General features: G+C 64.0%; 15 protein-coding genes. 11 read left to right on the top strand and 4 right to left on the bottom strand.

The window, feature by feature from the left end:
* Positions 1-147 precede the first annotated feature (147 nt).
* The 4 genes from QU596_RS05025 to QU596_RS05010 all read left to right on the top strand — a co-directional run bounded on the left by QU596_RS05025 (position 148) and on the right by QU596_RS05010 (position 2,093).
* Positions 148-342, top strand: coding sequence for a hypothetical protein (locus tag QU596_RS05025; RefSeq protein WP_308517543.1), 195 nt, complete (start codon positions 148-150; stop codon positions 340-342).
* A gap of 51 nt (positions 343-393) precedes the next feature.
* Positions 394-639 (top strand): hypothetical protein, encoded by a 246-nt coding sequence (locus QU596_RS05020; RefSeq protein ID WP_308517542.1) that lies wholly within the window; start codon positions 394-396, stop codon positions 637-639.
* Positions 640-755: 116 nt separating this feature from the next.
* Positions 756-1,343 (top strand): PilZ domain-containing protein, encoded by a 588-nt coding sequence (locus tag QU596_RS05015; RefSeq protein WP_308517541.1) that lies wholly within the window; start codon positions 756-758, stop codon positions 1,341-1,343.
* 108 nt (positions 1,344-1,451) lie between these two features.
* Positions 1,452-2,093 carry a hypothetical protein gene (locus QU596_RS05010; protein ID WP_308517540.1) on the top strand — a complete coding sequence of 214 codons (642 nt, stop codon included), beginning with the start codon at positions 1,452-1,454 and terminating at the stop codon, positions 2,091-2,093.
* Between the two features lie 50 nt (positions 2,094-2,143).
* On the opposite strand, the gene QU596_RS05005 is transcribed toward QU596_RS05010, so the two are convergent.
* From QU596_RS05005 to QU596_RS04995, 3 genes are all read right to left on the bottom strand, one after another.
* Positions 2,144-2,617 (bottom strand): RNA pyrophosphohydrolase, encoded by a 474-nt coding sequence (locus QU596_RS05005; protein ID WP_308517539.1) that lies wholly within the window; start codon positions 2,615-2,617, stop codon positions 2,144-2,146.
* A gap of 38 nt (positions 2,618-2,655) precedes the next feature.
* On the bottom strand, positions 2,656-3,657 hold the full coding sequence (locus QU596_RS05000; protein WP_308517537.1) for a transporter: 1,002 nt from the start codon (positions 3,655-3,657) through the stop codon (positions 2,656-2,658).
* 115 nt (positions 3,658-3,772) lie between these two features.
* On the bottom strand, positions 3,773-4,093 hold the full coding sequence (locus tag QU596_RS04995) for a hypothetical protein (protein WP_308517536.1): 321 nt from the start codon (positions 4,091-4,093) through the stop codon (positions 3,773-3,775).
* Positions 4,094-4,209: 116 nt separating this feature from the next.
* On the opposite strand from QU596_RS04995, the gene QU596_RS04990 reads away from it, so the two are divergent.
* The 7 genes from QU596_RS04990 to QU596_RS04960 all read left to right on the top strand — a co-directional run bounded on the left by QU596_RS04990 (position 4,210) and on the right by QU596_RS04960 (position 12,965).
* Positions 4,210-5,805, top strand: coding sequence for a Na+/H+ antiporter (locus tag QU596_RS04990; protein WP_308517535.1), 1,596 nt, complete (start codon positions 4,210-4,212; stop codon positions 5,803-5,805).
* A 56-nt stretch (positions 5,806-5,861) separates the two neighbouring features.
* Positions 5,862-7,757 carry a 2-oxoacid:acceptor oxidoreductase subunit alpha gene (locus QU596_RS04985; RefSeq protein ID WP_308517534.1) on the top strand — a complete coding sequence of 632 codons (1,896 nt, stop codon included), beginning with the start codon at positions 5,862-5,864 and terminating at the stop codon, positions 7,755-7,757.
* Between the two features lie 76 nt (positions 7,758-7,833).
* Complete coding sequence (locus QU596_RS04980; RefSeq protein WP_308517533.1) at positions 7,834-8,844, top strand: 2-oxoacid:ferredoxin oxidoreductase subunit beta; 1,011 nt, start codon at positions 7,834-7,836, stop codon at positions 8,842-8,844.
* A 14-nt stretch (positions 8,845-8,858) separates the two neighbouring features.
* On the top strand, positions 8,859-9,770 hold the full coding sequence (locus QU596_RS04975; protein WP_308517532.1) for a metal-dependent hydrolase: 912 nt from the start codon (positions 8,859-8,861) through the stop codon (positions 9,768-9,770).
* 22 nt (positions 9,771-9,792) lie between these two features.
* On the top strand, positions 9,793-11,040 hold the full coding sequence (locus QU596_RS04970) for a class I SAM-dependent methyltransferase (protein ID WP_308517531.1): 1,248 nt from the start codon (positions 9,793-9,795) through the stop codon (positions 11,038-11,040).
* Positions 11,037-12,419: an RNB domain-containing ribonuclease gene (locus tag QU596_RS04965; protein WP_308517530.1), complete on the top strand. Its 1,383-nt coding sequence runs from the start codon at positions 11,037-11,039 to the stop codon at positions 12,417-12,419. Before QU596_RS04970 ends, QU596_RS04965 begins: the two co-directional genes overlap by 4 nt.
* A gap of 81 nt (positions 12,420-12,500) precedes the next feature.
* Positions 12,501-12,965: a pyridoxamine 5'-phosphate oxidase family protein gene (locus QU596_RS04960; RefSeq protein WP_308517529.1), complete on the top strand. Its 465-nt coding sequence runs from the start codon at positions 12,501-12,503 to the stop codon at positions 12,963-12,965.
* Positions 12,966-13,182: 217 nt separating this feature from the next.
* Here the strand turns inward: QU596_RS04960 and QU596_RS04955 are convergent, their stop codons facing one another.
* Complete coding sequence (locus QU596_RS04955) at positions 13,183-13,917, bottom strand: SDR family NAD(P)-dependent oxidoreductase (RefSeq protein ID WP_308517528.1); 735 nt, start codon at positions 13,915-13,917, stop codon at positions 13,183-13,185.
* Positions 13,918-13,922 lie beyond the last annotated feature (5 nt).

Raw genomic sequence — 13,922 nt, 5'->3', positions numbered from 1 at the left:
TCGCGGGAAGGCACAATCACTGTCGCAAGGCCGACATTAGGTGATCGGCGGGCAACCGTGTATACCCCCCCTCATTGCCGCCACTTGCCTCAGCGCAGCGGTAACCGAGAGACAAATGAGAGCTCCCGCTGTTCGAAGAGCTGTTGCGTGTCCCAACCCAAAAACACTTATAAGATCTACCGCTACGACGCGGCGTCGATGAATGTCAGCGCCGATTCCGTCGAAGCGAGCAATCACGAAGAAGCGATCGCGCTGGTCGAGGCGATGGGCTTTGGCTCCAAGTGCGAGATCTGGGACGGTCGCGACCTCGTCGCCACGCTCAACGCCGAGCGCGCGGCCTAGGGCTTTCGACCCGGGCGGGAACGGGTGTTAGCCTCGGCGGGTTATTCCGCCATGGCCTTCACCCAACTCGATCCGCCCATTCCGCTTCACGTGGTCGATCGGGGTTCTGGGTTCGCCATTGCCGTCATCGACTATGGGCAGGAATTCGACCTGCTGTGGGTCGTGGGCATGGATGACGGCGGCGAAATCTGGTGCGTGCCCAATCCGCAGGTCCGTCTCCAGGCCAATTGGTCGATGGGCCGCAAGAAGAGCGCCCCGCCGCCTCCAGCACCGAAGATCGCCGCGCTACGCGGTTAGGCGTCGTCGGATCGCGGCGCTTTACCCCTCAAGCTAATCCCTCGACGCGGCCTCTCGCCTGCCATATCTTGAGATGGCGGCGTAATCGCGAGTTGGTCTGATGCGGGGGCAAAAGCATGACCGAAGGACGCGTAAGCGCCGGCGAAGGCGAAGGTGAGCGGAGCAGCAGCGACCGCCGTCGTGAACGCCGGCCAGTCAGCATGCGTGGGTACATCATTCGGCGCGGCGGAGAGACACACGTCATCCAGATCATCGACTTGAACTATGGCGGTTGCGGAATTCAAACGCCCGTCGCGCTCGATCCCGGCGAGGCCATCCAACTTTCCGTGCACAACCGCGGGGCGATTCCTGCCGAAGTGCGCTGGTATCGGAGCGGCAAGGCGGGGCTCGATTTCGAACCGGCGCCGCCGCGGGCGCAGGTCGAACGCCAGGCGACACGCGTGGAGGTCAGCGCAGAGGTCGGGCTTCGCTCGATCGGCCGCAACAGCTTCCGCGTCCGCGTGTTCGATCTCTCCAGCCAGGGCTGCAAGGTAGAATTGGTCGAACGGCCGCTCGTGGGCGACGCGATGTCAGTGAAGTTCGACGGGCTCGATGTGCTGGAGGCGACCGTCGCCTGGGTCGAAGGTGCCACCGCCGGCCTGACGTTTCGGAACGCAATCCACCCCGCCGTTCTCGACCTGCTGCTGCAGCGAATGAGTGTCTGACCTAGCAAAATGGGTTAACCAACAAAGGCAGTAGGAAAGTTAAACAAACTGCTGCAGTCTCCACCGGCTCGCGGGGGCGAGCGTGTTTCAACAAGGGGACTTTTTTCGATGACAATTTCGATCTTTGCGCTCGCCGCTGCTGCGGCGGCGCAGGCTTCTTTGCCGTCCAATGCAACGGCCTTGCAACCCGCCGCTGTTGCGCAGCCGATGCTGGCTCCGGCCGCGCCTCAGGCAGTAATTTTGTCCGCCCCAACTCAGTCGGTGCTGCGCGCTGGGACCGAGGTGCCGCTGCGGATGGAAGAAGGACTCGATTCCAACAACAAAACACTTCGCGAAGGCCAGCAGGTACGCATGTCCGTCGCCAGCGACGTGCGCGCAGGCAACATGGTCGTGATCCCTGCCGGTAGCCCGGCGGTTGCTGAAATCACGGATCTTCGCCGCAAGGGGATGTGGGGCAAGTCTGGTCGGATCGCTGCGCGTGTCCTCAACGTTCGCGTTGGTGATCGCCTGATCCGCCTGGCCGGCACTTTCGATGACAAGGGCGTTACGGGCACGGCGGGCGTCGTCGCGGCAATTGCGTTCGTGCCGATCGCCGGGTTCTTCATGACCGGGACCAGCGCGAAGATACCCGCGGGCGGGAGCGTCAAGGGCTTCTTGGATGAAGACCTTGCAATCGCTTCCGCACCCGTCGCTGCTGCTCCAGTCGCCGCACTCCTGCCGGCTGCAGCACCGGTCGCGCAGCCGAAGTAACACACTGATTGTCGTGAGGCAGTCCGTCGAACGCGGGCTGCCTCACCTCTCTATAGATACTCCGCAAATTCCGCGACGACGCGGCAGTAAAGCTCGCGTTTGAATGGCACGATCAGCTCGGGCAGCCGCGCCGGCTCCACCCATCGCCAGTCGCGAAATTCCGGATGCGCGGTCGCGATGTTTACGTCGCTGTCGCGGCCGAGAAAGCGGGTCAGAAACCAATCCTGGTCCTGGCCCAGCCACTTTCCACCCCAAAGCTTGCCGCGCAGTTCTTCGGGCAAGTCATAGCGGATACGCTCCGGGGCCGCGGCCACCGGTTCCACCAAATGCGGCGCGATCCCGGTTTCTTCCTCGAGTTCGCGAAGCGCGGTCGCCCACGGCTCCTCACCCTTGTCCATGCCGCCCTGCGGCATTTGCCAGGCGTCGTCCGGATTATCGATCCGCGCCCCGACCCACACCTTGCGCTCCGCATTGAGCAGCATGACGCCGACACCGCGGCGGTAGAGATGATCGGTCTGGGCCATGGAGCCGATGTAGCCCCATGGCCAAGGTCCGCAATGATCTAGAAGGCTTTGCCGAGCGACAGCGTGAGCCGGTACCGGTTGTCCGGGTGCGACGCGCGGATGTGCTGCCAGACCGGCAGCGCGAGCGCCGCGCCGGCCGACCATCCCGCCGCGGCGTTGTAACGCAGCCCCGGGGCGACATAGGCCCATGAGCCGCCGCTCTCGGCTTCGATTTCGCCGGCAACCTTCTGGCGGCCTTCCCACTCGCCGCCGACCTCGACGAACGCGTCCCAACTCGAGCCGGCGACGCCGTGATGCTCGTCCAATTCATCGCCGTGATGATGATTGACGCTTGAATGCGGTGCATGAACCCCGCCACCGAAGCGATGTGAGAGCGCGAGCCCGCCCTGGAAGCGGTCGCCGAGCCGGGTGCGCTGCGCGCCCTGCGTGGAAAGTTGATAAAGGCCGCTCACCGCCAGTTGCACCGCACCGAGATTCGCCGACCCGGACGCGCCGAAGATCGGATCCCAGCTTCCGGTGCCCGGCTGATGCTCGGTTTCCAGCCGCTCGCCGTCCAAACTCCGCCGGTGCGTGCTCCCTGTCGGCAGCTTGATCCCGCCGATGATTGCAAAGCCAAAGCGCTCATCGTCGGTCAGGCGATATTTCGCGAGGATGTTCGCGTCGCCGATGCCACTGACGCTGCCTAGCTGCTCCACCGCATTCACGGCGACCCCGCCCGAATGGGCGTGCGTGCCCTCACGCAAGCTGTCGCGGCGGACGCAGGGCAGCTCCGCGGACAGGGTCAGATGATGATTGATTCCGAACGCCACGCCCGCGGACGCGTTGAGATTGTGATCGCTATTGTGCGCGTGGACGTGTTGCGCTGCCAGCGCAGCGAGTTGCGCGTCCGACCGCTGTTCGGGCCGGGTGTAGGTGAGCCGAAGCCCTGCGGCCCACTGCCCTGCATCGAGCGTGTCGGGAGCGAACACGCTGATCCCGCCGCCCGCACCGAAACCGCTTGGGCCGACATGGTCAGCGAACGCCGGAGACGCGACGGACATGCTAGCAGCAAGCCACACATAACGACGCCCCCTGAGGCCCCCAAAGTACTGATATTTCATAATAACCCTCATCGCCCCCGCGCAGGCGCGGACGCATAAATTGTCGTTGTTCGGTTTAGATGAGGATTGGCGGACCGGTTGGCGGGGGCCGAAGCCGCTGCGCGCCAAACGGCGCAATCAGGCGCGGCGCGAACGTCCAGACAATGGGAAAGAAGACGAGCGCGAGCAGCAACCCGGGCGCGCCGCCGAGCGCGCCCAACGCGGCACCCGCGGCATACGGGCAGGGCTGGGCGCTTTTTTGCTTATCATGCTCCTGATGACCTCGTGCGGGGCCAGCTTCCGGGCACGCGACAATTGCAATGCCCCCGTTCGCGAACGACGGCATGAACCCTGCCGGACTGAGCAATCGCGCGCCGACCACAAGCGCGAACAGCATCGCGAACAGCGATCTTGTGGACTTTCGCCGGAGCACGGGGCGGCACTAGCGGGCCGCAGCCAGGCTGTCAGCATCACACGCTATGCGAAAACAGCCGTGTCGGGCAAAGGAGGCGGATGAGCCCCACCCAGACCGTCGAAGTTGTGCTCGGCTTGCTTGGCATGGTCATCGCCCTCCACTGGGCCGCGCGACGGCTGCATCTTCCGCCCGCAGCCGCCTTGCTGGTGGGGGGCGGGGCGCTCGCCTTCATTCCGGGCATTCCGTCCATCAGCCTCAATCCCGAACTGGCCCTGGTCTTCTTTCTCCCTCCGCTGCTGATGGACGGCGCTTATTATACGGCGCTCGGACGTTTCCGCCGGCACTTGCCGGGCATCATCGGCCTTGCGCTGGGCGCGGTCGTGTTCACGACGCTGGTCGTCGGGCTCGTCGTGCACTGGTTCGTGCCAAGCCTGCCGATGGCGGCATGCTTCGCACTCGGGGCGATCGTGTCACCGCCCGATGCTGTCTCGGCGCGGGCAATCCTGCAGCGGGTCAACCTGCCGCGCCGCCTGACCGCACTGCTGGAGGGCGAAAGCCTGCTCAACGACGCAACCGGCCTGGTCCTGTTCCGCTTCGCCGTGGCGGCAACGCTCAGCGGCGTGTTCGATGCGGGCGCTGCGGCGCAGAGCTTTCTTTTCCTGGCCATCGGCGGATGTCTGGTTGGTCTCGCCGTGGCGGTGGCCTGGCTATTCGTTGTCAAGCGGCTGCGCGATCAGACACTGATTGTCGCCACCACGACAATGCTATGCTGGGTTGCCTATCTTGCCGGAGAGGCGCTGCACGTGTCGGGCGTCATCGCGACCGTTGCCGCTGGACTGGTGCTCGGCTGGTATCAGCACATCGTCTTCCCTGCGGCCGTGCGCCTGCGCGGCAATGCCTTCTGGCAGGTGATGGTGTTCGTGATCGAGGCGCTGGTGTTCATCCTCATCGGCTTCTCGCTCCGCGACGCGATCGAGCGTGTCGGTGGGTTCGAGGCCTCTTTCGCTGCGAGCTTCTGGCCGGTTGTAGCCGTCGTGCTTGCAGTGATTCTTGCGCGCTTCGCCTGGATCGCGGGCAGCGAAGTCGTCCTCAAGCTCTTGCGCGGCATCGGCCTCGCCCGCGCCCGGCCCTTGGGCTGGCGGCAGTCCGCCGTGCTCGGCTGGGCGGGCATGCGCGGCGTCGTCACGCTGGCCGCGGCCCTGTCGCTTCCCCAGACCATGCCGGGACGCGATCTCATGCTGATTGCGGCTTTTACCGTCATTTTCGTGACGGTGGTCGGCCAGGGGACGACGTTGCCGTGGCTAATCCGTCTTGTGAACCCGGAGGACAAGGAGCCGGAGGCGCCGCTGGACTTGCCGGCATCGGAAGCCGCCGTCGCCCGCGCGCGGCTCGCTGCCGTCGAAGCGCAGGCCTATGATGCCGACGGCAAGCTCATCCATCCGCAACTGCTGGAGCAGTATCAGAACCGCGCCCGCGCGACCGAGCGTTACGCCGCGGACGCGGACAAGTTCATGGAGGGCCTGCGCGAGCATTTCGGGGTGATCCTCGCTTCAATCGCCGCTGGTCGGGCCGAACTGGTCCGGCAGCATCGCGCGGGCCTCATCGAGGATGAGACGCTGCACAATCTCGAGCGCGACCTCGACCTTGAGGAAATGGCGATGATCTTTCAGCGCGAGGGCGATCCCAGTGCGTAGGGCTTGGGCGCTTAAGAAGGTGGCGCAAGGCGGGCGAGGGGATTAGAGGGCAGGGCATGGCCACCGCCTCGCATCTGCTCACCGAAAAAGAAGCCACTGCCCACCCGCCGCAGGAAGCCGTCGTCGTCCGTTTCGCGGGCGACAGCGGCGACGGCATGCAGCTGACCGGAGGACAGTTTACGCTGTCGACCGCCCTCGCCGGTAACGACCTGGCGACCTTCCCCGATTTCCCGGCCGAAATCCGCGCGCCGCAGGGCACGACGTTCGGCGTTTCCGCCTTCCAGATCAACTTCGGCTCGACGGCGATCGATACCGCGGGCGACCAGCCCGATGTGCTGATCGCGATGAATCCGGCGGCGCTGAAGGTGAACGCGGGCCAGCTACGCGACGGCGGGTTGATCATCGCCGACGAAGGCGAATTCAGCGCGCGCAACCTTGCCAAAGCGGGTTACGAGGAGAATCCGCTGGAGGACGACAGCCTGTCGCGTTGGCAGGTCGTGAAGTTCAACATCTCGCAGTTGACCCTCGATGCCGTGAAGCCCTTCGGCCTCGGCAACAAGGAAGCCCTGCGCTGCAAGAACATGTGGACGCTGGGGCTCGCGCTCTGGATGTTCGACCGTGACCGCCAGCCGATTGTCGACTGGCTCAACACCAAATTCGCCAAGGCGCCCGAGCTCGCGGAAGCCAACATCGCGGCCCTGAACGCCGGCCACGCTTATGGCGAGACGGTCGAGATCGGCGTGCCGTTCAAGCAGCACCACATTGCCGCGGCGCCTGCCGAGCCGGGTCTCTATCGCACCGTGACTGGCGCCGAAGCGCTGGCGCTTGGCCTCGTCGCCGGCTGCCAGCTGGCGGGCTTGAAGATGTTCTTCGGCGGCTATCCGATTACGCCGGCATCCGCGCTGCTGCACCATCTGTCGCGGCTCAAGGAATATGGCATCACCACCTTTCAGGCGGAGGATGAGATTGCCGCGATCTGCTCGGCGATCGGCGCCAGCTACGCAGGCCAGCTTGGCATCACGTCGTCGTCCGGTCCGGGCATCGCGCTGAAGACCGAAGCGATGGGCCTCGCGATCATGACCGAGCTGCCGCTTGTCATTGTCAATTCGCAGCGTGGAGGGCCGTCAACCGGCCTGCCGACGAAGACCGAGCAGTCCGACCTCTACCAAGCAGTCTACGGCCGCAACGCCGATGCGCCGCTGCCGGTGATCGCGGCTCGCTCGCCCGCGGATGCCTTTGACTGCGCAATCGAGGCCTGCCGCATCGCGACGAAGTACATGACGCCGGTCATGCTGCTGACCGACGGTTACATCGCCAACGCTGCCGAGCCGTGGCGCGTGCCGGACATGAGCGGTTATGCGCCGTTCCCGGTGAAATTCTTCGATACGCCACCCGCTGAGGGCCAGCCTGTGCTGCCGTTTGCGCGTGGCGACGGCTTGGCGCGACCGTGGATCAAGCCCGGCACGCCGGGTCTCGAGCACCGCATCGGCGGCATCGAGAAGCAGCCGGGCACCGGCAACATCGATTATTCGCCTGCCGCGCACCAGGAGATGACCGACACGCGCTTTGCCAAGGTCGCGGGCGTCGCCAACTCGATCCCCGATCAGGAAGTCTGCCTTGGCCGCGAAGGCGCGAAGCTGGCTGTCGTCGGCTGGGGCTCGACCTTCGGCCCGATCCACCAGGCGGTGCGCCGAGCGATAGCTCGAGGCCAGGACGTCGCCCACGTCCACGTCCGCCACGTTTGGCCGATGCCGAAGAACATGGCTGTCCTACTCGACAGCTTCGACCATATCCTGGTGCCGGAAATGAACATGGGCCAGTTCAAGACGGTGCTGCGCGATCAGTTCCTGGTCGATGCGCAGTCGCTGACCAAGGTCAGCGGCCACCCGTTCCGCATCGCCGAGATCGCTGCGGCGATCGACGCCGCACTCGATGAAAGCGTGGCGGCATGAAGCAGCTCAACGTCTTCCCGCTGATCATGCTGCTGATCGCAGTCCTGTTCCTCGTATATTGGCTGAGGCCGCACTGATGAATGACATGACACCCGTCACCACCGCCAAGGACTGGGCGAGCGACCAGGAAGTGCGCTGGTGCCCCGGCTGCGGCGATTATGCGGTGTTGAAGGCTGTGCAGCGGACGATGCCCGACCTCGGTGTCGCGCGCGAAAAGACCGTGTTCGTCAGCGGGATCGGCTGCTCCAGCCGCTTCCCTTATTACATGGCGACATACGGCTTCCATACCATCCACGGCCGCGCGCCGGCCTTCGCAACCGGCATCAAGCTCGCCAATCCCGAGCTCGATGTGTGGATTATCACCGGCGACGGCGACGCGCTGTCGATCGGCGGCAACCACACGATGCACGTGCTGCGACGTAACCTCGATTGTCAGATCCTGCTCTTCAACAATGAGATCTACGGCCTGACCAAGGGCCAATATTCGCCGACCAGCCGCGTCGGTACCCGCTCGCCGTCGACGCCGTTCGGCTCGGTCGACCGGCCGGTGACCCCATGCATGGTGGCTCTAGGTTCCGGCGCCCGGTTCATCGCCCGCGGCATCGATGTGCACAAGAATTTGCCCGACGTGCTCAAGGCGGCGCATGCGCATCGCGGGGCCAGCTTCGTCGAAATCTACCAAAATTGCGTCGTCTATAACGATGACGTCTTCGCCAGCTTTACCGAACGCAGCGTCGCGCAGGAGAAGCAGCTCTGGCTGAAGCCGGGCGAGAAGATGCTGTTCGCCGGTGGTGCCAAGGGCATTGCACTCGATGTCGCCACGCTGAAGCTGAAGGTTGTCGACGGCGACGATCCATCGGTCATTGTCCACGATCCGAAGAACAAGGGCATCGCCGCGATGCTGATCGAGATGCCGCAGGGTTTCCCGGTCGCGCTCGGCGTGATCTACGAAGATCCCGCCCCGACCTTCGAGAGCGCGGTCATTGAGCAAAACGCCGCCGCTGCCTCCGGCAAACTGGCCGACCTCCAGGCGCTGGTCAGCAAGGGCCAGACCTGGCAGGTCGAAAAGGAGCCGCACCAGCTCTGACCTGCATGACTTAAGTGGACAATCTCACGCACAGCCTCGCCGGCGCCGTGCTCGGGCGCATGGGCTTCAGGCGCCTTAGTCCGCGCGCGATGCCGGCGATGATCGTCGCGGCCAATCTGCCGGACATCGACAGCTTCGTGGCGCCCCTGTTCAACGTCTCGGCCCGGACTTTCCACCGAGGCTTCACCCACGGCATCGGCGGCCTGCTGGTCATGCCATTCGTTACGTTGGCAATCATTTGGCTGTGGGAACGGTTGCGTCCCGGCAAGGATGGACCGCTGAAGCTTGGTGGCCTGTTGCTCGCCTGCGCGGTCGGGACGCTCAGCCATCCGCTGCTCGATTTCATGAACACCTACGGCGTCCGCTTCCTCGAGCCGTTCTCCAAGCGCTGGTTCTACGGCGACATGATCTTCATCGTCGATCCCTGGATCTGGATCGCCTTTATCCTTGGCCTTGAAATGTCGTGGCGTGCCGAGCGTCGCGGTCGCAATTGGCAGATGCCGGCCATCGTCGCCTTTGGTGCGGTGCTTACCTATGTCGCGTTCAACGCCGGCATCTCCGCGCGGGCGGTCGAGACTGCGCGTCCGCAGATCGCGCAGATCGAAGCGCCGCGCATGATCGTTGCCGGCGAGGTTCCGCTCACGTTCTGGAAACGGCAAATCATGTGGCGCGGCGACAAGTTCGGTGGGACTGCCGATTACGATGGCCTCACTGGCGCACTGACTTTGAGCGCCAAACCCTATCCGCTGCGCCTCGACGACCCTAGCTTCATGCGAGCAGTTCAGACGAGCTCGGAAGTCCGCGATTTCCTCTTCTGGTCGCGGATGCCTTACGTCATCGAGCGGGATGGCCGCGCTTATCTCAGCGACCAGCGTTTCCCGGCGTTGCGCCGGACGACCTTCATGGTCCCGCTCGACAATCGCTGAGGGACTTCATACCTCGCCCGCGATGGGCACGCGAGGCGAGCATCTAATCCGCGCCGACCGCGGCTTTTCGACCGGGGGGAGCCTGATCGGGCGTGCGGTTGCGCCAGCGTTCGCCCGGCTGCTCGACGCGCTCGACAAGCGTCTCGAAGCCGGCGGGATCGACGCAACGCTTCCCGATGGCAGCCACCGCCGGATCGGTTTCCATCGTGCCGGCTTTCGTGCCGAAGTGCGGCTCAACAGCTGGATGGCGCTGGTCAGGCTGGCGACGGCAGGCAGCGTCGGCTGGTACAAGGCTTGGGCGAATGGCGAGTGGGAATCGCCGGACCCGGTGCCCTTGTTCGCCTTGTTCATGGCGAATGCGGAAAGTCTCCGCGGCGCCGCGCGCGCGAAGGGCCCGTTTCGGCTAATCAACGCCATCGCGCACCGCCTGCGCGACAATGACCGGGCGGGCGCGCGGGAAAATGTCAGCGCGCACTATGACCTTGGCAACGATTTCTACGCGGCCTGGCTCGACCCGACCATGAGCTACTCCTCGGCCCGCTATGCCGGGACTGACGACCTGACAGCGGCGCAGATTGTGAAGGTCGCTCTGTTGCTCGACCGGCTGAACCTGAAGCCCGGCGATCGCCTGCTCGAGATTGGATGCGGATGGGGCACACTGGCAATCGAAGCTGCCAAGAGGGGCGCGTCTGTGGTCGGGCTCACGCTGTCTTCGGAGCAAAAGGCCTGGGCCGAGCGTCGCATTGCCGAAGCAGGGTTAGGCGATCGGATCCAGATCCGTCTGCAGGATTATCGTGACATCGCCGAACGGTTCGACGCCATCGCTTCGGTCGAGATGGTCGAAGCGGTCGGCGAGCGCTGGTGGCCTGCGTTCATGGACAGCGTCACGCGCAACCTCAAACCCGGAGGGCGCGCCGCCCTGCAATATATTCTGATCCGGCCGGAGTTGTTCGACTCCTATGCTGCGTCAGCCGACTTCATTCAGACCTATATTTTCCCGGGCGGCATGCTGATCAATGAGCCGCGATTTGCCGAACTGGCGAGCGGTCGAGGCCTCGCGTGGCAGGACAGAAGCGAAGGCTTCGGCCTGGACTATGCGCGAACGCTGGAAGCTTGGCGACATCGCTATGACGATGCGGTCGAGCGCGGCGACCTGCGCGATTTCAGCGAAGAATTCCACAATCTGTGGCGCTATTACCTGATGTACTGCGAAGGCGGGTTCCGGGGCCGGGGGATCGATGTCGCGCAAGTGACGCTGGGTAAATCTTGAAGGCAATCCACGACCACGCCCACGCACTGGCGACGGGCCTCGCTGCCATCCGCGAGCAATATCATTTGCCGCAGGCGTTTCCGCCCGCCGTACTGGAGGAAGCGGAGCGCGCCGCGAAGCGGACCTTTCCGACGCACCGCGATCGCTCGGACCAGCCGTTCGTCACGCTTGACCCCACAAGCTCCACCGATCTCGACCAGGCGTTCGCGATCGAATCCAGCGGTTCGGACATCTTGCTCCACTATGCGATCGCCGATGTCGCGAGCTTCGTCGATCCGGGTGGGACGATCGATCGCGAGGCTTGGGCGCGCGGCGAAACGGTCTACCTGCCCGATGGCAAGGTAGGCCTGTACCCACCGATCCTTAGCGAGGGCGTGGCAAGCCTGTTGCCCGACGGTCCACGGCCAGCGGTGGTGTTCACGGTCCGGATCGATCCCGCCGGCGCGGTGAAACTCGACGCTGTCGAACGGGCGATCATCCGGAGCCGGGCCAAGCTCGGCTATGCGACCGTGACCCCGGAGCAGCTCCCAGGCGAGTTTTTCGAACTCGCCCGCCGGATCGCAGCTAATGAGGCATCGCGCGGCGCGTCACGAGTCGACCCGCCGCAACAGGAAGTCGTCGAGCTCCCAGATGGCTCGTTTGCATTGCAGTTTCGGACGGTAAGCGAGGCCGAGATCGCCAACGCGGCGCTGTCGCTGGCCGCCAACATGGCGATCGCTGACACGCTCTATGCGCATCACACCGGCCTTTTCCGGGTGATGCCCGATCCCGACAAGCGCGCGCGGCGCCGCGTGGCAGAAAGCGCCAAAGCGCTGGGGATCGATTGGCCGAAGGAGGAATCGCTGCAGGATCTTCAACGGCGGCTCAACCCAAATGACAAGGCCCAGGCGGCACTGATGCTTGCGATCCGGCGCTCCGGCGCGCACGCCGCTTACGAGGCTTACAAAGACGGCGAGCGACCCTGGCACTGGGCGATGGCGGCAACTTACGTCCACGCCACCGCGCCACTACGCAGGCTTGCCGATCGTTATGTGATCGAAGCGGCTCACGCCGTCGCAAACGGACTTTCGGTTCCAGAATATGCGCAGCAAGCGTTCCGGGAACTTCCTGCGGCGATGGCCAAGGCGGATGCGAAAGCGGCGCAGGTCGGTGCTGCCGCTGTGGAGCTTGCCGAGGCCGTCGAATTGCAGTCGCGGGTCGGGCAAACCTTCGATGGACAAGTGACGGATATCGACCAGCGTGGTGCGCGAGTTCAGCTGTGCGGCGAAGCGATCATCATCCGCGTATCGCTAAATGCTCCGGCGATCGGTGATCGCCTGCGGCTGAAGCTCGTCGCGAGCGATCCCGCACAGCGCCGGACGCAGTTCGTATTGGCCTGAAATTTAGGGCTTTCGTCGGGGTTTGGACCCGTAGCCACCCGACTGACGTTTGAACCTCGAACAATCACGAGGAGCGAAACCATGGGCGACCTCAAGCTCAGCGATATTTCCGAGAAAATGCGCGACATCGACTTTGCCATTCTGTCGACGCGGACCGCCGGCGGCGCGATTTCCGGCCGACCGATGAGCAATAATCGCCAAGTCGAATATGACGGCGACAATTTCTTCTTCACCTGCGACCACCACGGCGCAGTGAAGGACATCGAGGGCGATCCCAACGTCGCCGTAAATTACCAGTCTAAGTCGGGTATGCTCGGCATGAAGCCCTTCTTCATCACCATCGAGGGCCGTGCCGAACTGATCCGCGACAAGGCCCAGTTCGAAGAACATTGGACCAAGGATCTGGACGAATGGTTCAAGGAAGGCACGGACACGCCCGGCCTCACCCTGATCAAGGTGAAAGCACAGCGGCTTCACTATTGGGACGGATATGACGAAGGCGAAGTCGTATTAGAGCATGAGGCGGCGTTGGAGACCGCGCGTTGATCGAGTCGAGTGAGCTCTGCCGACCGAAAGGTTTGGCAGAGCTCACTCGTGCCCGGCACAGGGGCAACGTTGCACCGAGCAATCTCTACGCACTAGCCCCTGCTACCTTTGTGAGGGCGCCGGCCAATGGCTCCACAGCAGCCATGCCAGAGGTTTAGGTCCGCGACAAACTGATAAGTATTTACCACGATTCGGCAATCAGCGTTTAACGAAAAATCTATCCGACAGTTCCGCGTTCTGGATCAACGCGAATGTGGTCGCTGCTCGCAGCGCCTGACCGGATGGTATCAACGATTGCCGTTGCGACGACTTCCGGTGTCTTGAGTTCGTCAGGGTCTTCGCCCGGAAAAGCCAAGGCACGCATCCGCGTCCGAGTCGCGCCGGGATCTATGATCTGCACGCGAATGCGGTTCGTGTAGGCAGTTTCGTCGGCATAAGTGCCGAGGAGATTTTCGAGCGCGGCCTTTGACGAACCGTAGGCGCCCCAGAAAGCGCGAGGCGTGCTTCCCACCGAGGATGTCAGGACGACGACGTCCGCCGTCTCAGCCTTGCGTAGCAATGGGTCAAAAGCGGCGATCAGCGCCTGGTTCGCGAGCAGGTTGAGACTTAGCAGCCGCGAGTATTCTTTTGGATCAATGTCCTGCACGGGCGTCAGAGAGCCGAGCATCGCGGCGTTGAGCACCATGATGTCGAGTTTCTGCCACCGCTCCGCAATCGCGCTCGCCAGCTTGCCGATGCTCTCGCCTTCCGTGAGGTCCAAAGGAGCGATGGTCGCGCTGCCGCCAGCGGCGTGGATGCGGTCTTCAATCTCTTCAAGCGCGGTGGCGCTGCGGGCGACGAGGATCACGTGCGCGCCCTCTGCAGCAAGGGCTTCGGCCGTGGCCGCGCCGATGCCACGGCTGGCTCCGGTGACAAGCGCAAGCTTGCCGGCAAAACTCTTCGAATCGTTCATGCCGA

The organism is Sphingomonas flavescens (assembly GCF_030866745.1).
Classification (GTDB): domain Bacteria; phylum Pseudomonadota; class Alphaproteobacteria; order Sphingomonadales; family Sphingomonadaceae; genus Sphingomicrobium; species Sphingomicrobium flavescens.
Note: the sequence above shows the minus strand (reverse complement) of the source record. Positions and strands in the feature narration are given on the sequence as shown.